The sequence below is a fragment of the Bacillus sp. JJ1609 genome (assembly GCF_036967045.1).
Taxonomy (GTDB): Bacteria; Bacillota; Bacilli; order Bacillales; family Cytobacillaceae; genus Mesobacillus.
Map to the genome: position 1 here is coordinate 327458 of NZ_JBALSS010000006.1, position 20887 is coordinate 348344.

19 protein-coding genes are annotated in these 20887 nt (G+C 41.9%); 9 read left to right on the plus strand and 10 right to left on the minus strand.

Annotated elements, in window-relative coordinates; genetic code table 11:
- Positions 1–336: 336 nt before the first annotated feature.
- Positions 337–819 carry a C40 family peptidase gene (locus V7654_RS06225; protein WP_335429319.1) on the plus strand — a complete coding sequence of 161 codons (483 nt, stop codon included), beginning with the start codon at positions 337–339 and terminating at the stop codon, positions 817–819.
- A gap of 26 nt (positions 820–845) precedes the next feature.
- On the opposite strand, the gene V7654_RS06230 is transcribed toward V7654_RS06225, so the two are convergent.
- Complete coding sequence (locus V7654_RS06230; RefSeq protein WP_335429321.1) at positions 846–1871, minus strand: acyltransferase; 1026 nt, start codon at positions 1869–1871, stop codon at positions 846–848.
- A 126-nt stretch (positions 1872–1997) separates the two neighbouring features.
- Between V7654_RS06230 and V7654_RS06235 the strand changes: the two genes are divergently transcribed.
- Positions 1998–2126 (plus strand): hypothetical protein, encoded by a 129-nt coding sequence (locus V7654_RS06235; protein ID WP_335429323.1) that lies wholly within the window; start codon positions 1998–2000, stop codon positions 2124–2126.
- Positions 2127–2168: 42 nt separating this feature from the next.
- Here the strand turns inward: V7654_RS06235 and V7654_RS06240 are convergent, their stop codons facing one another.
- Entirely contained in the window at positions 2169–3425 is a 1257-nt protein-coding gene (locus V7654_RS06240; protein ID WP_335429324.1) for an MDR family MFS transporter, read from the minus strand.
- Positions 3426–3522: 97 nt separating this feature from the next.
- Here V7654_RS06240 and V7654_RS06245 point away from each other — a divergent pair, with 97 nt between their 5' ends.
- The 3 genes from V7654_RS06245 to V7654_RS06255 all read left to right on the plus strand — a co-directional run bounded on the left by V7654_RS06245 (position 3523) and on the right by V7654_RS06255 (position 6222).
- The gene (locus tag V7654_RS06245) at positions 3523–5190 is read left to right on the plus strand and encodes an ABC transporter substrate-binding protein (RefSeq protein WP_335429325.1); all 1668 of its coding nucleotides are present in this window, start codon (positions 3523–3525) and stop codon (positions 5188–5190) included.
- Between the two features lie 86 nt (positions 5191–5276).
- Positions 5277–5798 (plus strand): GNAT family N-acetyltransferase, encoded by a 522-nt coding sequence (locus V7654_RS06250; protein ID WP_335429327.1) that lies wholly within the window; start codon positions 5277–5279, stop codon positions 5796–5798.
- Between the two features lie 58 nt (positions 5799–5856).
- Entirely contained in the window at positions 5857–6222 is a 366-nt protein-coding gene (locus tag V7654_RS06255; RefSeq protein ID WP_335429328.1) for a hypothetical protein, read from the plus strand.
- A gap of 215 nt (positions 6223–6437) precedes the next feature.
- On the opposite strand, the gene V7654_RS06260 is transcribed toward V7654_RS06255, so the two are convergent.
- Positions 6438–7049 carry a TetR/AcrR family transcriptional regulator gene (locus V7654_RS06260; protein WP_335429329.1) on the minus strand — a complete coding sequence of 204 codons (612 nt, stop codon included), beginning with the start codon at positions 7047–7049 and terminating at the stop codon, positions 6438–6440.
- A 113-nt stretch (positions 7050–7162) separates the two neighbouring features.
- Here V7654_RS06260 and kynU point away from each other — a divergent pair, with 113 nt between their 5' ends.
- The 4 genes from kynU to V7654_RS06280 all read left to right on the plus strand — a co-directional run bounded on the left by kynU (position 7163) and on the right by V7654_RS06280 (position 12272).
- Positions 7163–8452, plus strand: coding sequence for a kynureninase (kynU, locus tag V7654_RS06265; RefSeq protein ID WP_335429330.1), 1290 nt, complete (start codon positions 7163–7165; stop codon positions 8450–8452).
- Positions 8453–8547: 95 nt separating this feature from the next.
- Positions 8548–9948 (plus strand): amino acid permease, encoded by a 1401-nt coding sequence (locus V7654_RS06270; RefSeq protein WP_335429331.1) that lies wholly within the window; start codon positions 8548–8550, stop codon positions 9946–9948.
- A gap of 181 nt (positions 9949–10129) precedes the next feature.
- Positions 10130–10405, plus strand: coding sequence for a hypothetical protein (locus tag V7654_RS06275; protein WP_335429332.1), 276 nt, complete (start codon positions 10130–10132; stop codon positions 10403–10405).
- A 223-nt stretch (positions 10406–10628) separates the two neighbouring features.
- Positions 10629–12272: an Ig domain protein group 2 domain protein gene (locus tag V7654_RS06280; RefSeq protein ID WP_438825252.1), complete on the plus strand. Its 1644-nt coding sequence runs from the start codon at positions 10629–10631 to the stop codon at positions 12270–12272.
- A 175-nt stretch (positions 12273–12447) separates the two neighbouring features.
- Here V7654_RS06280 and V7654_RS06285 read toward each other — a convergent pair whose 3' ends face one another.
- The 7 genes from V7654_RS06285 to V7654_RS06315 all read right to left on the minus strand — a co-directional run bounded on the left by V7654_RS06285 (position 12448) and on the right by V7654_RS06315 (position 20330).
- A complete protein-coding gene (locus V7654_RS06285) occupies positions 12448–13536 on the minus strand; it encodes a BPL-N domain-containing protein (RefSeq protein ID WP_335429333.1) in 1089 nt (362 codons plus the stop codon).
- A gap of 15 nt (positions 13537–13551) precedes the next feature.
- A complete protein-coding gene (locus V7654_RS06290) occupies positions 13552–15015 on the minus strand; it encodes an APC family permease (RefSeq protein ID WP_335429334.1) in 1464 nt (487 codons plus the stop codon).
- Between the two features lie 84 nt (positions 15016–15099).
- Complete coding sequence (locus V7654_RS06295) at positions 15100–16425, minus strand: APC family permease (protein WP_335429676.1); 1326 nt, start codon at positions 16423–16425, stop codon at positions 15100–15102.
- A gap of 42 nt (positions 16426–16467) precedes the next feature.
- Positions 16468–17385: an acetamidase/formamidase family protein gene (locus V7654_RS06300; RefSeq protein WP_335429336.1), complete on the minus strand. Its 918-nt coding sequence runs from the start codon at positions 17383–17385 to the stop codon at positions 16468–16470.
- Positions 17386–17489: 104 nt separating this feature from the next.
- Positions 17490–18821: a hypothetical protein gene (locus V7654_RS06305; RefSeq protein WP_335429338.1), complete on the minus strand. Its 1332-nt coding sequence runs from the start codon at positions 18819–18821 to the stop codon at positions 17490–17492.
- Complete coding sequence (locus V7654_RS06310; RefSeq protein ID WP_335429340.1) at positions 18818–19519, minus strand: response regulator transcription factor; 702 nt, start codon at positions 19517–19519, stop codon at positions 18818–18820. Before V7654_RS06310 ends, V7654_RS06305 begins: the two co-directional genes overlap by 4 nt.
- A gap of 4 nt (positions 19520–19523) precedes the next feature.
- Positions 19524–20330: a sensor histidine kinase gene (locus tag V7654_RS06315; protein WP_335429342.1), complete on the minus strand. Its 807-nt coding sequence runs from the start codon at positions 20328–20330 to the stop codon at positions 19524–19526.
- Positions 20331–20887: the final 557 nt, after the last annotated feature.

Genomic DNA, 20887 nt, shown 5'->3' on the forward strand with positions numbered 1-20887 from the left:
GTAAAGCGGTGAAGCGGTGGGGGTCAGACCCCCAATGAAGCAATGCGGTGAAGTAGTGAGGGTCAGACCCCCAGTAAGGCAGCGCGGTAATGCAATGGGGTTTCATCTGTATGGCATTGACATGAAGTGCTCCTATAAGGAGTATTGGAGCACGAAATTAGTTTCTTTCTCAGTATTTTTGGAACGCGAGAACCGTCCCCATGTTCACATGTTTCATTTGAAAAACTGTTACCATCTTTTAAACGTTTGTTAACCATTTCGTAACTTGTTATGGCAGCTATGGAACTAAAATAAGGTCATAAGGAACAGATTACAGAAATGAAAGGTGGAAGAAGGATGGTTTCAACAGTGAGGATTTCGAGATGGATGGTTATTGGCTTGAGTTTGTTGGCATTACTGGCGGCCATGTTCGCGCCGATGACAAACAAAGCGGAAGCAAGTGTTTCATGGGGGCAAGAGGTGACCGAGGTTGCTAAAAGGTATATGGGTGTGAAGTACAAAACAGCCGGCACAACACCTAAGGGCTTCGATGCATCAGGATTCACCCAGTTCGTGTTCGATCAATCAGCCGCTGACATCAAATTGCCTCGCACGTCAAAAGAACAATATAAAGCAGGTAAAGCAGTCAATAAAAAAGACATCAAAGAAGGCGACCTGGTTTTCTTCAACACAAACGGCAAAGGCGTTTCCTTTGTAGGAATCGCACTCAGCAAAGACAAATTCATCGCCGTCACCCTGTCAAAAGGAGTATCCATCAACTCCATGAACACAACATATTGGAAAGACCGCTACGTCGGCGCCAGAAGAGTATTGAAATAATAAGAAAGGAAACATGGGGACGGTTCTCATGTTTCCTTTTTGTTTTTAGTGAAACGCAAGAACCGTCCCCATGTTTCATAGGTTAGATAGGATAAGGTGAAAACGAGAAATGCGTCGATGATGTTCAGCAATAGGTTATGGGAGCTTTGGTCGAGTCCTAATTTTTTGAACATAATGTCGTTCAGATCGATGAAGAAAACATGGATTGCATAGATTCCGAGGGCGTTGCCGCCGATTTTCGTGATGAATAATCCTTTTCCAAGCCGCGGGCTGCTTAATGCGAATGAAAACAGAAAAATGGTCAGGAAAATCGTTGATAAAAAGTATTCTCCATGCTTAGCTTCTAACGTTTTTTCCAGTGTATACCCCTCAACGAATTGCAGGGCAGAGAAGCAGCAAAACAAATAGAAGTATGTCCGCTTTTTCATAGGCCGGATGTTTGGCTTAGCAAAGGCAAACCAGAATCCTGCTGTTGTATAAAACAAGCTTATATATAAGGCGGCCCGGGTCGTGCTTACTGGCAAAGGATCGAAGATGGAATAAGATTGTCCAAACAGTCCCAAAAGATTTAGGCAGAATCCAATAACCAGCAGAAGCTTTATTTTTTTCAGCCTGTAAAAGAAGTATAAAATGACGGTACTCCATACCAGCGAAATCACAAACCACAATTGATAGCCGCTTGTTCCTTGCCCGTAATAAAAGAGGTTGAGAGGCGTCAATCCCTCCATATATCTGGCCAGTTTTTCCGAAACATTCCCCGGACTGAACAAAATCTTTATGACATCATAAGCCATATAAAAAACAAGCCAGGTCACATATATTTTCAGGATTTTAATGATGTATTTTTTAAAATAAGCCAACGATTTTGGATTATTGATCACTTTAAGCCCGAACAAATAACCGGAAGCAGCAAAGAAAAAAGGCACGGCAAACCTGGCGAAATTATCGAGAATGAAGTATCCAAGCTGATTGTCGCTTGGGAATGTGTGGATGACCACGACAGCAAGGATGGCAAAGAATTTAATAAAATCGATTGCGTAATTTCTTTCCATATATGTTTCCTCTAATCCCATTCATAGTTAGTGCTGATATTATCTCCTAAATGGGCAGGCATTATTTTCAGCGTGGAATATCAAATAGGATATTAGTCTGTGCTATACATATTAGGAGGTCATAAGGTGAAGTCAAATAAGCAGAAGCAAGACAATGCGAAAAACAGCAAGGAACAAACTCAAATGATAAAGCCATATGATTTACAAAACAAAGATCATCAGGCAGACTATGACGATTCTACAGATTTAAAATAAAAAGAGGAGAAACGCGTAAAAGCCGTTTTTCCTCTTTTATAACTAAATTGTTTTCCGTAAAACAAGCGCCTCTTTCCGCTCTCTCCCCCGATAAACAAACAATCCGCCATAAAGCAGCAATGTCCCCATCATCAAGATGATTCCAATATACACACTCATCATGCTCGGAACCAGGAATGCGCCGACGATGATAGTGGAGCGGGCAATCAGGTCTGCTCCGTTAAAGCTGATACCGGAGAATGCGGAATAAGAACCGCGTTTATCATCCGGCATCATGTTCGCTTTTTCAGCATTGGCGATCGGAGAGTATACGAGCTCGCCGATGGTTGCGACCAGGTTGAATAATAGCAATGCGTACCAGACATTCGCAGAAGTAACGACTGTGTATCCGATGCTGTATAGGATCAGCCCCATCAGCAGCATTTTTTTCTTATCGAACTTGTCCGTGATTTTCGTGACGATAAAAGTGAACAAGACAACGAGGAGCATGTTTTGTATGTTCAATATACTGAGCATCCTCACACCTGATACTTCAAACCCGCCTAAAAAAAGAGGGCGAAACTCATCGGCTAATCGAACACCGATATAACTGTTCAGTGAAAATTCGGCTGCGTAAATGCACATTCCGCCAACGACCGCCATGACGAATGGCTTATCCTGAAGTGCCACCTTATAGTTCGCCAGCAAATCGATAAAGATATTTTGATGCTTTTGCTGTAATTGCGGGACAACTGAATCCTGAAGCCAGATCGCATAGGCAAATGGCAGACCAGCAGATGCAATCGTCAGCGCCGTAAATAATGCGAGCTGATGGTAGGTGTAGAATAAACCCCCGAGCGCAGCCCCGATTGCCAATGATAAATTCGTGAACCAATAATCCAATGCGTAGATGGCTTTGCGGTTCTCAGCTGTAGTTGAATCGACAATGATTGCCTGCATTGCAGGGCGGCCTAGGCTGCTGGTGGCCATGAAAACGATATAAGCGGCAGCGAACAACAGGATCAATTTTTGCTCAGGAATTAAGCTTACCGCCATCAATCCAAACATGAGCGCACTGCATGCGGATGTGATGAGCAAAATTCCTTTTCGGCGGAAACGATCAGACAGATAGCCCCCGATAAAATTCCCCAGGAATCCGACGAAGACGTTAAATCCCAGGAATAGCCCAGCCCAGACAGCGCCTTTATGCTGGGCGAAAAATAGTGCCATGAACGGCATTACTGCACTTGAAATCGCGCGATTAAAAAATGATGTAATTAAACGAACTTTTAGGTTTTGTGGGTAATCTTTCCACTTCATATTGCCAGCCCCTTTCTATATTTGTATATTAAAGGAGACGCATGCTGTTAAAAATGTCCTTTTTATATAAAAATGTCCACTTTTAAGGAGACTGGCGATGGATCATGATTTATTAACCTTATGGAACAGGGTAGAATCCGGAAATGTAAAAGTAGATGAGCTGGCTGAGCGATTGTTCCTCAGTTCGAAGCAAACACGAAGGAAGCTGAAGCAATGGGAGGAGACGGGATGGCTTACCTTTCAATCAGGGCGGGGAAGAGGCAATACTTCTTCGCTAAAATGGCTTCGGAATGTGGAACAGGAATTTGAGCAGGATTTTTTCAAAGCACTGGAAAAAGAACCAATTGAACACGTCAGCAAGCTGTTGTTGCAGGACTGGTCGGTGGAGACAAAGCAACGTCTGATGACGGCCTTTCAGTCGAAGCTGGGTTTTCACCAGGAAGGGCAGGACAGCCTGATCATTCCGAGGTTTTATCGATTCTTGACAGCCCATCCGCTAGAGGCAGCAGATGTTCATAGCGCGAATATCGTTGCCAATCTTTATAACCGGCTTTTAACCGTGAACGCTGATAACACTCTAACACCAGAGCTGGCTCATACATGGGAATTTTCGGAGACTTCCTTGCTGCTGTATTTGCGAAAGGATGTCGCTTTTCATGATGGATCCATCATGAAAGCAGAGGATGTCGTCCATTCATTGCAGAGGATGAAGGAAGATATTCACTATAAAAAGCTATGGGAACCGGTAACGAAGATTTCAACCCCCGGGCCGCTTATTGTCAAATTGGACTTCCCGGCGGGATGCACGTATATTCTCCAAATGCTGGGAGTGCTGGCGGCCAGTATTTTTAAAGATGTGAACGGGAAATTGCTGGGCACAGGCGGCTTTTATCTTGCTGAAAATAGCGTTGAGAAAACAGTGTTTTGTGCCTTTAAGCAATTTTTTGGCCACCGGCCGCTCCTTGATCGGGTTGAGTTTATCCAGATGCCGAAGGAATTCCAGGTCGTCTATCATGGCGGACAGGAAACTCACCAGGTAGAAACTTTTAAAGTAGAAAGTGATTCAGGCTTTGGGATTGTCATCATGAATCCATATCGCGAATCTGATATGGCGCGAAAAGAAGTCCGGGATTACGTGCATATGGTCATTGCCCGTCATCGCCATGAATTGAAGGATGTGAATCCGCGGATCAAGGGCAATAATGAAGGATGCTTAATTGGTCAATCCAGAACCTATACCATGCCTGAAATTCCAAAGCCATTCATCAGCAAACCGTTAAAAATCGGCTGGGTCAACTATTCGAATGACACCGCCCATTGGGTAAAAGAAAAACTTGAGCAGGCGGGTTTCACCGTCGAGATGGAGGAAGTCCCATTTAAGGATTCCATTTATGATCCCGAACGACGTTTGAATAACGACTTGTTCATCCATGGAGAAATGTTTGAACTGAACCAGTGCTTTTCCTATTTCTTCTTCCTGGTAAATCGTTTCTCGCCGCTTAATTTCCTGGCTGAAAGAGATGAGTATCTAAAGGAGCGGCTTGAGACTTACGAAAATCTTCCATTTAAAAATTGGAACGAAAATCATCTGAAGATAGAGCAATATTTGCGCGACGAATCATTATGCATACCGCTGTACTATGTAAAAAGGCAGATCCCCTTTTCAATCAACCTCATGAACGTAGAAATCAAGCACTTTGGTTACGTCGATTTAACCAGGCTTTGGGTGAAACACGGGGACGGTTCTCACGTTCTTGAAACGTGAGAACCGTCCCCATGATCCAGAAGGTATTTTCTGTCATTACCTCGAAATATAGAAATGCAGTAAATTTGTATTTGGGGGATATATATATGTACTTAGAAACAAATAGGTTATTGATTCGCAAATTTGAATTGGGTGATTTACGAGCTGTTTTGGAATATACATCAGATATTCATGTAATGAGATATATACCAGAAGGTGTTTTTGCTGAAGAGGATGCGACAAAATTTCTAAATGAAAATATGGGGGATCACGCACAGAAATTTGCTGTTGCTTTAAAAGATGAAAATATTCTTATTGGACACATCGCATTTCATAAATATTTTGGCGAACATACTTATGAGATTGGCTGGGTTTTTAATCCTAAATATTATAATCGGGGATACGCTTCTGAAGCGGCACACTCTACATTGAAATACGGCTTTGAGGAATTAAAGCTTCATAGAATTATGGCAACCTGCCAGCCGGAAAATACAGCTTCTTATCGTGTGATGGAGAAGATCGGAATGAGGAGAGAAGGTTATTTTAAAAAGTGTATACCGCAGGGGAATGATTGGTGGGATGAGTATTATTACGCCATTTTAGAAGAAGAGTGGAATTTCCAGGAATGATGCGATGCTTCCGTGACGAAGGATCGCTTTTTTCATATTAAACAAAGGAGGACCCATGGTGACAAAAAAGAAGCTGGTTTTATCATCACTATTCGTCATTTTCTTCATCATTCTTTTCACGATCATTTGGGTATACAATGCCAAAATGATAGATGGTCCTTTTACGAGATTAACGATTGCAAAAATGGGAGAAACAACGGATGTAATAACCGATATCGCCGAGATTAACAAAATCGTACACCGCATAAATAATAGCCCGAGAACACTCAACCCTAACAATGGATTTCGGTATGATTATATGTCTCGCGGTACTTTAACTTTTGAAAATGATGAGGAAAAAGTTGAGGTGGAGTTCGTACTTCCAAAAGGAAACATCCTGACAAAATATTGGGAGATTGAAACAGAATTTGAGTTTGAAAAATGACCAGCAGTCATTTTACATTACAAAGCTTCGCTCCGCCTTCTTCTTGATCATCTTCAACAGCTTCACGACCAGGAGTCATTAGGTTGAACTTGCGGATCGCGAAACGGAATCGGATGAGTAACCGCCATTCATTGCCTATTCGAGCAGGTTCAAATAGGCACTGGACGCTTCTTCCAGTGCCTCACTCAACCCCAGCCATTGAAAAGAGGTAATCCTTACACATACAATCCCTTCGTATAAAGCTCCGTGACATTTTCAGCAATCTCCTCGATTTCAAAAGGATAATCCTCATTCTCTACCAGTTCCCACAAATACATTTCATTGATCGAAAACCAGCTCCTGGCCACCAGCTCGATGTTTAGATTGCTTTTTGCCAGGCCCTTGTCCTGAACATGTGAAATATCTTTTGAGATTCGTTCGATGAATTTCTTTTGGATCAGTTTCCATTTTTGCTTGGCTGTTTCTGATCGGCCCATTGCTTCATGGAACACTCGTAAAATGGAGCGCTCTTGTTCTGCGAGGCGTAAAAATTCACTTACCTGGTATTGAATCCGTGTTTGGGCATCCAGCAAATTCGCCGGCTCATACTCTAGTTCAGCAATTGTGAAAAATCGGTCCATTACATCTTCCATCAAGGCAATCAAAATTTCATCTTTGCCTTTGAAATGGGTGTAGGCAGAACCATAGCCGATCTCAGCTCGGGTAATGATTTGCTTGATAGTTGTTTTTTCAAAACCGTTCTCGATAAAAATATCGATTGCAGAAGAGAGGATTTTTTCTTTTGTTTCGATGGATCGTAAAAGTCTGCCGTCCAATTGTTCTGACATTAAATCACCTATTTTCAGAAAATTTATAATACTTTTATGAGATAATATTGACATGATGTCAATATTCCGGTTACTATATTGAGTATCCTAGCGGAAAGGATTTGAAACAATTTATGAAAACGGATACATCAGTTCTTTTATCAAAAGAGTACGCACAGCAATTGGATCAGGAAAATCCTCTCCAAAGATTTCGAGATGAATTTTACTTACAAGAAGGGACCCTCTATATGGACGGGAATTCCCTTGGAGTGCTTTCAAAGCGTGCGGAAAAATCGCTATTAAACTCTTTAGAAGATTGGAAGAATCATGGCATTGATGGATGGATGTCCGGCAATCAGCCCTGGTTCGATTTTTCCGAAAAACTTGGGGCACTTAGTGCTCCGCTAGTCGGTGCCAAAGCAGAAGAAGTGATTGTGACTGGCTCGATCACGACGAATATCCATCAGGTTCTGGCTACTTTTTACAAACCAAAAGGTAACAGAACGAAGATTCTCGCCGATGAGCTTAACTTTCCATCCGATATTTATGCGATAAAAGCACAATTGGAGCTGCATGGGCTCGAACCGGATGGGCACTTGATCCAAGTAAAGAGCAGGGATGGACGCACGATTTCTGAAGATGACGTCATTGCGGCCATGACGGAAGAGGTGGCGCTTGTCTGGCTCCCATCTGTATTATACCGCAGCGGCCAGCTGCTGGATATGAAGCGTTTAGCAGAAGAGGCGCATAAAAGAGGGATATTAATAGGTTTTGACCTTGCACATTCGATTGGCGCCATCCCTCATTACTTGCATGATTGGGAAGTGGATTTTGCTGTCTGGTGCAACTATAAATACTTGAATAGCGGACCTGGCGGAGTCGGCGGAATGTTTGTCCATGAAAAGAATCTCGGGATGGCTCCAGGTCTGGCAGGCTGGTTCAGCTCTAAAAAAGAAAAGCAGTTTGATATGGAGCATACGTTAGAGCACGCAGACACGGCCGGTGCCTACCAGATTGGCACCCCACATGTGATGAGCATTGCCCCGCTTTTAGGCTCGCTGGAAATGTTTCAGGAAGCAGGTATTGCTAGGGTCAGAGAAACGTCTTTGAAAATGACGGAATACATGATGAAGCTGATTGATCATGAAATTGCCGAATTTGGTTTTGAGCTTGGTAATCCTAGAGAGGATGAAGCTCGCGGCGGTCATATTTGCCTGGAGCATGATGAGGCGGCACGTATTTCCAAGGCGCTTAAAGAAAACAAGATCATCCCTGATTTCCGTGCGCCAAATGTGATCCGCCTGGCACCAATCGCCCTGTACACAACCTATGAAGAGATTTGGAATACAGTTCAAATTCTAAAGAAAATCATGGTGAATGAAGAATACAAGAAATTTGAGAATACTAGAAACGTAGTGGCTTAGGTTGGTAAAAATGGAGCGGCATCCTTCATCAAGACTCACATCATCCATCAAATTCCCCCCAATAGGGTGAAGATAAAATACATAGGAGGATGTATATGAAGCAAAAAGGAAGCTTTCAACAAATTGTTGATCGTGAAAAAGGTCTTAACAAAGGTTTGACCACCGGGCAGATCTCGATGATTGCCATCGGCGGCGCAATTGGTACCGGACTGTTTTTAGGCAGCGGCTTTGCGATTGGCCAGGCTGGCCCAAGTGTCATTATCAGCTATGCAATTGGTGCACTCATTTCTCTTTTACTCATGGGCTGCCTTGCTGAAATGACGGTCGCCCATCCTACATCCGGCTCCTTTGGTGCGTTTGCTGAACACTATATCAGTCCTTGGGCGGGATATGTTGTTCGATTTACGTATTGGGCCTGTGTTGTGGCAGCTGTGGGGACGGAAGTAACTGCTGTTGCTGTGTATATGTCCTACTGGTTCCCAGATGTGTCAGGTCTTGTCTGGATCCTTGTTTTTTCAGCAATTTTGATTTATGTAAATGCAACGAGCGTTAACATGTTCGGAACAGTAGAATACTGGTTCTCCATGATTAAAATTGTGGCGATTGTTGGGTTCCTTCTCATCGGAAGCTATGTCGTTTTTGGCGGCAGCAATCCGGAAATCGGCTTCCAAAACTTCACGAACGACGGCGGCTTTTTGCCGAATGGCTGGTCTGGAATGTGGGTTGCGGTCGTCATCGCACTCTTTAGTTACTTAAGCATTGAAATGATTGCCTTAACGGCTGGTGAAGCGAAAGATCCGCAAACCGCTGTTCCGAAGGCTTTAAAAGCAACTGTGTACCGTTTGATCCTTTTCTATATTTTGACGTTAACATTGATGCTGGCGATTGTCCCTTGGGCAAGTGCCGGTATCGAGAAGAGTCCATTCGTCGTCGTCATGGAAATGATGAACATCCCTGGAGCAGCTGGAATCATGAACTTTATCGTCCTTGTTGCTGCGTTATCGGCAATGAACAGCCAACTGTACGGTACAACAAGGATGATGTTCTCGCTTTCAAGAGCGGGCTATGCACCAGAAAGCTTCGGAAAGCTGAATAAAAAGAATGTTCCTGTGAACTCATTGTTGCTCTCAACGCTTGGTATTGCGCTGGCAACGATCATTCACATCATCGCTCCAAAATCATCCTACCTTTTGATGATGGGAATCGCGATGTTCGGCGCCATGTTCACATGGTTCATGATTTTCGTGACACACCTGTACTTCCGCAAAAAATACGACGGACCAAAATTGTCAGTCCGCATGTGGGGCTACCCATACTTAACGATTTTAGGAGCAGTCCTAATGGTCAGCCTGATCATCACAACATGGTTCGTGTCCTTCTTCAAAACAACCATGATGGTCGGAATCCCATGGCTCATCCTCCTATCAATTGCTTATTATATGCATCAAAAGAAAAACAACAAAATACCAGTAGATATTATTGATAGTAAAGCGTGAACATGGGGACGGTTCTTGTGTATCGATTTTTAAGGGAAAATGATATAAGGTTTTATTGAGTCAGCTAAACAAATACGAAATTTTCATTGAAATCACTCTGTCCGGGTGGTTTTTTTTGTTTGAAACTTTTATAGTTTGCTAAACGTTAATATATTCATCCGAGTTTAAAAGGAGAAAATACATGAAGAATTTTTTAAAGGTGATTGTAGCCGTAATTTTAGGTTTGCTGTTTTCGGGTGGGATAGACCTGGATGATCTGAAATTCAAAAGGAATATTCGTAAGCTGAAAAAGGAAAAGTGGTTTAAGGAACTTTGTGCTGATGGACGATATTTTGAGAGTATTTATCAGAATGAAGAATTAAAAGACTATTTAACGGGAGAACGGATTGTAGAAAAAATCTTACATAATAAAGAAGAAAAAGAGAGTTTTATAAGCTTTATTTCGATGAAGTATTAATTTTCTGGGTGGCCGGAACTGAGAAAATTTTCCTTTTAGGAAAAATAAAAACGATTTTCGGTATGTTTGGAGATTTAAGTGAAAAGTTTTTTAGAGAAACCTATATGGAATCTGGCACGGCGATCATCCTTGATTGGGAAATTTTCAAATTAAACAATTCTTAACATTCCGTCAACATTTGTGTGCTAATTTAGTTAGGAATACACCAATAAGGAGTGAAAGCATGATTCGTCGAAGATTTTCTATTTTTGCATTAGTAGCTATGCTTGTAGCATCGTCTTTGGACTTTTTTACACCTTTTGCTTCAGCTGAAAATGCGCTGGATCCGGCACCGCAGCTGCAACCGGTCGGGACTGCGAATGGAAAAAGGATTTTGTTTGATAATACTCACGGACAAACGGCTGGAGCCGCGGACTGGGTATTGGATGGGGGATTCTCTGATTTTGCCAACGCTTTAGCGAATGAGGGCTATTATGCAAAAGAACTGAGGAAAACTACACCGATTACGTTTCAAGATTTGCAGGACTACGATGTATTTGTAATTGGAGAAGCGAATGTGCCTTATAAGGTGACTGAACAGAATGCGATGCTACAATATGTTCAAAATGGCGGAAGTATCTTTTTCATTGGCGACCATTACAATGCTGACCGCAATAAGAATCGCTGGGATGCTTCGGAGGTATTTAACGGCTACCGCCGTGGTGCCTATTCTGATCCTGCCAAAGGGATGGGAACGGAGGAAGCTTCATCTGCAGCGATGCAGGGGGTAACTGGATCGGACTGGCTTTCAACTAACTTCGGAATCCGTTTCCGCTACAATGCGATTGGCGATGTCACAGCGAATGATATTTTGGCGCCAAGCCAGGCGTTCGGAATTACGAGCGGAGTATCCACAGTGGCCATGCATGCAGGATCCACATTAGCCATTACTGATCCAAACAAGGCAAAGGGGATTGTTTACCTGCCTCCAACAACGGCAGCCTGGGGTAATGCGGTCGACCAGGGTGTGTATAATGGTGGCGGAAGAGCGGAAGGCCCTTACGTAGCTGTTTCCAAAGTCGGTGCAGGGAAGGCGGCGTTTATTGGCGATTCGTCTCCAGTTGAAGATGCCACTCCTAAATATCTCCGTGAGGAAACGGGCGGCAAGAAGACTACTTATGATGGTTTTAAAGAGCAAAATGATGGCACGCTGCTCGTGAATCTTGTGGATTGGCTGGCACAGCAGGAAAGCTATACATCCCTTGCACAAGTAAGTGGCTTGCAGCTCGACCAGCAAACGGCTTTACTGTCTATGGAGAATCCGCAAACCTCTACAGAACCCCAAGCAGAACCTTGGTCTGCTCCTGCTGCAGGTTATAAATGGTACGACCCTTCAACGTTTAAGGCTGGGTCATACGGCTATGGAGCAGATGGGTCTGGTGGCGGGGGGACTGCCACGTTGAATGAGAAATTCGAATCGGGCACCAAAACAGCCTATACATCAGGGAATGTTACATTATCAAGCGGATCCTGGTATTTTGATAATGCGCTGATCGGAAATTTAAGCACTGATAAGAAAAATGGCACCCAGTCCGCGCGTGTTCGAGCGAGCGGTGCCCTTACGATGAATTTCAACGTGAACGGGGCAACAAGCATCCAAATTTCACACGCCAATTTTGGCACAGACGCTGGAGCCAGATGGCAGCTGCAAATGTCAACGAATAGCGGTTCCACATGGACCAACGTAGGCAGCTTGAATGCAAGCACATCCAGCTTGCAGGTAAAAACGTTCACGTTGAGCCAGTCAACATCAGCCCGCTTCCGGATTGTTGTGTCCGGTACTTCAGGACACAGGCTTAACTTTGATGATATTGTGGTTAGCAATTAAAGAAATATATAATAGTAGATTAAAACAAAAAAGCTTGCAGAGGTGGCAGCCTCCTCTGCAAGCTTTTTGTTGTAACAAATGAGCCAGATCAAGCGAAGAATCATTTCACATTTTTTCAATATGATATCGAGCCAGAAAAAACCAGAAAGGGATTAATCACTTTTCTATGGGATTATTAGAACTCTTCAGAACATAAATGATAAATGCTGTTTAAGATGAGAAGGTGAGTCAGGCTATTTTCCCATGAACCCGTTACAGGCGAGCCAAATTCCGGATGAAACGAGAAAAGAATAAGTTTTCCTTCCCCCGCAGTTGCTTCGACTGCAGCTGCTTTGTCATTGAGGAACGAATTAAAACGCTCTTGTGATAATGGGTTGCTCCATTCAAGCGAATCAACAGCACATTGGTTTTCTGAAACTGACCAGTTTGGCTTATCGCTTCCAGATGCAAGGAATTCTTTGTAGGTAGCAAGGATTGTTATGTTGTCTGCGTCAATTGTTTCAATACCAGGTCCTTCCCAATAGATAACATCCATCGTGCTAGGGTCACCATAAGAAATTCCGTACAAGCTGGGGTGATCATGTACGTTTAGATTAATGCGCACAAACCCGGTTCCTGTTCTCCAATAATCGAGCCCTGTTGAGTCAGTGGCATTAATAATATTTAACCACATCCTAGATTGTGGTGTGCCGGGTTTTGCGGTTAAAGGAAGGTAGGCACCTGCGCAGGAAGCCAGGTATTTCCCGCCATTTAAAACATACCGGCGAATTTCTTCCATTCCTTTTTTTCCTAGTCCAGCATAATAGGATTCCCCGGCATCTGGACCACCCGGAACAATAAATAAATCAATGTTCTCCAATGCGCCTTGTCTAATTTGTTCATCAGATAGTTCTTCAAATTCAAGTTCGAATAAGTCCAAGACTGATTTGTATGGATCAAAGCAAAAAGCTGCGCTGTTCAAACCATTGTAAATTCCAATACGATTTGGAAGTGTTAATCTTTTAACTGAATGTAAATATTCTTCTTTCCAATCAGTAAAATCAACAGAGATATCTGTTGAAGGAGTAATATCAGTGTCCGCCAGAATGGTTCCGGCAGGGTAGATATGACCTTCAGGGAAATGGTTTGTTACTACTTCCAATTCATGTTTTGTTTGGTACACGTTGCAGCCATTTTTCAATAAACTATGAATCCATCTATAGGCTTTTATATGATTGGCTTGTCTGTTCGCGATTCCTAATCGTTCGAAGGAAAGTAGAAGCATATCCTAACCTCGTTTCTATGCAGAAATATCGTTTTGTGATTCTTCATCAGACATAAGGCGCTCTGCAATCCGTGAAACTAATGCAGGGTTTAAAGCGGTAATAATCACACCTAGAAGGATCCAGCCGATCACGATGTACGGGAAATAATTAAATGGAGCTGCTGGAATTGGGAAGACGTTGGAATACAAACTATAGCCTAAACCAATTACTGCTAGTGCAGGAAGAATAAGAATAGGGCCCTTCCAAATTTTATTCTTAACAAAATAACGCATGCCGCCTATTGTTGTGACTAAATAGGTTAACAAGAGAGATAGTACTCCGATGGTGCCTAAATATCCAAAAATCAATCCCCCATCAAGGCCAATACCTTTTAAAGGAAATAATGCGATTAGAGAAATGACCATGATCACACTTAATGCAATATAGGGGGAATGATATTTCTTATGGGTTGCCCCAACTTTTTGATGAATAAAACCGTCACGACCCATTGAAAAAAGCATTCTTGACCCTGCCGTGGCACTTGCCAACGCACAAGAGAAAGCAGATAAAAAAGCACCAAACATAATAGCAGCTGCGAATCCTCTCGACATATACATGTCAGCAAGATCAGCAAGTGGTGCAGATGATTTTGCGAAATTCCCGTTGCCTTCACTATCTAGACCAAATCCAATTGTAGTCGCGAAACTCACTACAATATAAAATAATCCTGTTAAAAATACAGCAGAGATAATGGCGATTGGGATGGCCTTTTTAGGATTTTTTGTTTCTTCACCTAAACTGGAAGCACCTTCAAACCCCGCGAAAGAAAGGAAGGCGAAGACAGTTGCTAATGCAATGGCAGGTATGGTGTTTTGGCCTGGTGAGAAAGGTTTTACAAAAGCTTCACTGCTGAAATCAGCCTTGCCAAAGATAACAAAAACAAGGATTAAAATAAATATGACTGAAATCCCTTCTAAAATTAAAAGTGCTCTTGTTCCGATTTTTACATCAGCAAATGCAAAGATCCAAATAAGGACTGAGCTGACAAGGGCGATAGGGAACCAGTCAATTTCTATATTTAAGAGAGAGAAAAAGCTTTCGGCGAATGCACCTACTTCAGCAATGGAAGCAATTGTAAACATAACGTAGGTTAGCAGCAGCGCCCAGCCTGATAAGAAACCCAATTTGGGTCCTAAGGATATTCCGGTAAAATAATATACAGAACCGCTATGTGAAAACTGTCTGTTAAATTGGATGAATGTGACTGCAACCAATCCGATCGTTATCATTGCTACCAGGAAAATAAGTGGGACCGATACTCCTGCTATACTTGCTGTCAGCGAGGTGTTCAAAGCCATCGCAGCCGTAGGAGCCATTATAGCAACTGATATTGCCATAGCTTCTACATAGGAGAGTTGATTTTTTTTGAGCTGACTCATAAAATTACACTTCCTTTCAATGTATTGAATTCGAAATTTTAAGAAAAATAAATCAGTCATAATAAAAAGCTTGCAGAAAGAAGGGGAGTCCTTCCTCTGCAGCTTTGTGTTTTTAAGCCATGGAGTCACCTTTAAAGACGATTGTTAATCCAAATCAAGCGAAGTATCTTTTCTAAATACTTTCAAGACAATCAGATAAACAATTCCAATTCCGAGCCATACGAATCCCAGCTGTTTTGATAGTGGGTCAAGAGAAATCCACACATAGCCGATGATGATGAACCCGATTAATGGGAGCACAAGGTGCTTGAAATAATCTTTACTCTTTTGCTTTTTAATAAAATAGATGACAACTGATGCATGCAGGAACAAAAATGCTGATAATGCACCGAAGTTTACGACGGATGCCAAGGCACCGATGTGTGAAGCAAATAATGCTGTTACAAGCAATGAGATTCCTGCAACTAGCAGGGTGCTCACATATGGCGTTTTAAATTTAGGGTGTACCTTTGACAGTACCTTTGGAAGCTTCCGATCGCGGGCCATACTGTAAAGAATGCGGGAGATCGCTGCCTGGGCTACTAAAGCATTTGCTATACCCCATGATATGGCAGTTGCTAATATCGTTGTCCATTTCAACCATGTACCACCAGCTATTTCGGCAATTTGATAGAAGGCAACATCAGCGTTTTCAAAGGATGTGAAATCAGGCCAGATCAATGCAGCTACCCAGGTTTGGATTATGAAGAGCAAGCCTACTACAAGCAATGAGAAGACAATTGCCTTACCAATTGCTTTGCTCCCGGCCTTTGATTCTTCTGCCAGTGTTGAAATGGCATCGAATCCTAAAAAGCTCAATACAGCAATCGAAACTGCACCCATTACCGTGCCCATACTAAATTGATCAGAATCATATAATGGCTTAAAAGTAAATTCTGCTCCGTTTACGCCTTTGGTGATCGCAAAAATTCCAACTGCTACAAATAAGACAAGTACAATGAGTTCCGCTACGACAATGATCTTATTTGCTTTAGCGGTAAACTCTATTCCCAGTACGTTTACTACTGTGTTGATTGCGATAAAAATTACAAGCCAAACGAAAAGGGGAATTTCAGGAACGATATCGTGCAATGCAGCAGCACTGACTAGGTAAAGAAGTGCAGGAACAAAAATATAATCCAAAAGAATGAGCCAGCCGGCGATAAACCCTACTGAATCATTGATACCGCGCTGAGCATACGCATATACCGAACCTGCAATTGGGAAAGCCTCCGACATCCTGGCATAGCTTAACGCGGTGAAAATCATACCAATCATCCCAATTAGGTAGGCTAATGCCACCATCCCATTCGATCCCTGAGCAACGGCCCCATAGATACCAAATGGAGCGATAGGAACCATAAAAATAAGCCCGTAAATGAGAAGATCCCAAAAGGTTAACGAACGCTTTAATTCTTGTTTATAACCCATATTGGTATGGGTTTGAGTTGCTTTTGAAAGTTCAGCCACAGATTATTCCACCCCTTTTCTAAAAAGTTCAATGTTGTAAGCTTCCAGGATAGATTTAGGAACAAAAAATCTTGCTGTCTTGAGTGGATCGACAATCTGGCTGATCTGGGCTTGGCCAGCTGCACTCATTAGCATCGTAAACTCTGCTAAAGATAAATCTGTCTGCGGCTGTAATAAATCGATCATCTCTTCTACAGCTACATTCGCTGCTTCATCCAATAATTCTTTCGAAACAAGAGTGGCCACGCCTTCTTCATTTTCTAAAACTGGATAATTCAAGCTGTATCCTTTGATCACTTCCAAAGTCACTTTTACTTTCGCGGGAATTTCAATACCAGAAACGCTGATTTCTCCGTCACCCATAGCCGCATGCAGGTCACCTAATGCGAAGAGTGCACCTTCCTGGAAGACAGGGAAATAGAGGGTAGCACCTGTTGTAATTAGTTTTGTGTCCATGTTCCCGCCGTGTGGCCCAGGGGTACCGTTGTTTACCGCGTCTCCTTTAGGAGCAACTCCGATTACACCAATCATTGGGTTAAGGGGCAAGGAGATTTTTTCATTAAAAACGGCTTTCCCATCTTTTACAGGTATGATCTTCACTTCGAAATCTTTCAAACGATGTCCCATAACGCCAAGCTCAGGACCTACTACCATGACACCTTGAGTTCCTAATTTGATGTCATCAATCGTCACTTTTAAAATATCTCCTGGTTGAGCACCCTCAACAAATACTGGCCCTGTTGCAGGATTGATTTGATTCCAGTCAATTGCATTAAAGGTCGTATCTTCAGATGTAATCTGATCCTGGAAACAATCAAACGTTTCGATTTCGACTTGAGTGCCAGACTTCACTGTAAGAGCAGGCTGATTGTTTTTATCCATAGCATAAATATATGTTTGGGTTGATAACTGTGCAGTCATAGATGTGCCTCCTTAATCTTTTGTATTTTCTGAATACTTAAAATTCTAACTGTTATTGATTCGATATGTTTGCATAATTTCAATCTCTTTTTACAGGATTTCAACTATTTCTGAAAGATTTTGAACCTCGTGATGATCATCTGCACGACAAAAGAAAGGAGGGCAGATATCGGTGCAATCACCCATATATTATGAATGATGGCACTTAGCCATAAGCCGGTGATCCCCATCAGCCCGACACTAAGATTGTATTGCTTTTGGTGAAAGCTCCCTTTGAAGTAAGCAAAAATAAAGGGGACGCCCGCAGACGAAAAGAAAGATACAAAGTAGGGGAGCCATCCTCCGATATTAGGAGATAGCCAGACTGCAGCGAATCCGGTGATGATAGATAAAATGATTCCAACTAAATAGGCTTGTTTTAATAATTGATGTGAACTCAGCTGTGTTTGTTGTGTTGATCTGGCATACAAAAACAGGCTTACAAGCGAATAGAGAGCATGACCGGTTCCTATAGCCAACATGGCAATCACAATATAGATGATAATATGGGACAATAAGCCGTTCATTTGCATCATTTGGGACAATGGCAATGCCTTGGTTTGCACAAGAATGTAAATCGTTAAAACGGCAAATGCCAACAATAAAGCGGCCCATGAAAATAAAGAAAATCTTAGTGCTGACAAACGATGATTTGTTTTTACATCATTAAAAGAAGACCAAAAGGAAAAACTCGTAATGGTATGACCAAGCATGATAAAAAGAAAAGTCAAAAAAGATAATCCATTCTCCGTAAAACTTCCGCTGAAGATCCCGTTAAAATAATAGTTGAATTGCTCATAAACCAGCCCGATACCTGTGCGTAAATAGATTGTAAGCGCAGTAAAAGAAACGACGAAAAATATCGCAAATGAAAGCAGGGTGCCAATTTTGCTGACTCCATAATTTCCACCTAAGCCAAATAAAATAAATCCAAAGCTGAGGAAAAGAAAAACGCCCAGAACGGGGGAATGATGAAACAAATCGCGAAAAATAATGGCAATCAGGGAGGTGTGAATCAAAATGCTTCCAATACTTGAAAAAGCGAAAATCAAAAGGTAAAAAGGTGTTGCTTTCATTGAAGTGTCTAGCTGAAACGGGAAGACTTGATTCATCCGTTCCTGGCTGGACGTCAATTTCACTAGCAAGAAATAAAGAAGGAAAGGGATTATGCTCAAAATAAAGAAGCTGGACAACCCTCCTTTTTCAGTCAGGATAAATGGAAATAGGAAGGTTGCTCCAGATATAAATTGATTGATCAATGAGTAGGTCCCTTCACTAAGCCCCATTTCTTTCCCTGGGTTCATGTAATCATAAATCCTTCGATGGCTGCCAATCTTTTCGAGAAAGAGAATAACGAGAGTAAAAGCAATGAATATCAGTAAGTACCAATCAATCATGAATGTTTCTCCTTAAATTGGCTTGGGGTGATTCCTTCGATTTTTTTAAATAAATTACTAAAGTGATGCTGGCTTGAAAACCCTACTTCTTCAGCAACCTGTAACAGACTCCATTCAGGTTTATCAGTCATAAGCTGCTTGGCCCTTTGTATTCTATAATTGGTAATATAATCGGTGAACTTGATTCCTGTCACTTCGGTGAATTTTTTACTCAAATAGGTTGGTGTGACGAACACCTTTCTCGCGAGGTCAGTCAGCTGAAGTTTTTGACCATAATCCTCATGCACAATGTCCAGTACCTTGTTGATCAGGACTGATTTTGTTTCCATATAAGCATTTTTCGCTAAAAAATCCTCCATCACCTTGAGCAATTCTTTTTCAATAACGGGTTTGACCAAGTAATCGAGCACGTCCAGACGAATAGCTTGCTTGGCATAGCTGAAATCCTGATAGGCTGTAATGAGTACGACCTCTGTATCGTAATCATTTGTCCTTAGATATTCACAAAAATCCAATCCAGTATCACCTGGCAGCTGAATATCGACAAAAGCAAGCGGGAAAGAGTGGGTTCTTAATAATTGCCTTGCTTCAAACGCATCCTCTGCTGTAAAGATGTCCCAGTTAGGGTATTGTTTTTTTACCAAATACGAAAGCTGTTCAAGCTCTAATGGTTCATCATCGATCATTAATAGTTTCATATTGTCATTCCCCCGGAGTATAAGGCCAGACTGCTTTTACTTCTGTCCAGTCCTGCTTGCGTTTCATTGAGACATCCGTATATAAATCAAAAAGCAATTCCATCCGTTTGCGGATATTTTCCATTCCTGTCCCATCCCCATGTGTGCTGATTCGTTCCAAATCATTCTCACCATTATCCGTTACCTTTAAAATGACCCAATTTCCATCCCGGCGGAGGTCTATAATCAAACGTTTTTCACCACGTTTGTTTTCCAGTCCGTGCTTGAAGGCATTTTCAACGAATGTCTGCAGAGTATAGGGAGGGAGTATGGCAGGAAGTGCGTTTTCATCAATCGAAAAGGTTATTTCAAGCTTCTGGCCAAAACGTAATTGCTGGATGGCTAGGTAGTTTTTCGTATGTTCCAATTCACTTTCAAAAGGAACAAGCGAGGTCTTGTCTTTATTTTGATATCTTAAAAATAATGAAAACTTCTCCATCGAATGAATGAGATCTTCATTGCGATTTAAACGGGCCAATGACATCATCGCATTCAAACTATTAAATAAAAAATGAGGACGAATCTGCTGGCTAAGCTGCAAGTATTCCATCTGGTGCAGTTGTGTTTCTAGCTGGATCTGCTTATTCTCCATCTGCAAATAATCGAACTCCTTTTCCAATAGCTTCAGAATGCTTAGCATGACTAATGCAATAATAGGAAGAAGTAAGCATAGGAAGATAATAACCGAGAATATAGATGCGGCGCTAATCATAATTGATTCATCCTTTTGGAATTGATTTTGAAGGTTCATAACAGCATGAATAAGGTTCAATTTGCGGCAGACTCGTTCATGATGTACTGCTTTTATTTTAATCTATATTACTCTTTTTTCTGGATGTGGTACAACCTATCATATAGGCGCAGATGTTTGATAAATTCTGAAACTATTTATAAATTTTTCCAGAATCATTGTATAATACAAACTATCCACGTTGTACATAGAAAGAGAAATGAAGATAGATAGGGGGAAAGCACATATGGAATTATGGAATGTCTATGATCAATACAGGCAGATCACGGATCGGATTCATGAACGCGGAGGAGAATTCCTCAGGTGAACATGGGGACGGTTCTCGTGTTTTAATTTTAAGGAGCAATAAGCTCGGGCTTGATGCTCTTTTTTATGTGTATGGTCCTTAAAAACCACCGACAATGAAAAGATGGTCCTAAAAGTTTTCTTCATTTGACAGTGGGGGTTTGGGCTTTCTTTAAGAAAATGGTCGGAGTTATGGATATATCGAACTGAGAAATTTATTATTTACGCAGGAAATCGCGAATTAAAAATGAATACATAAAGGAAAGAGAGGTTCTTCATATTTACAAACGGGG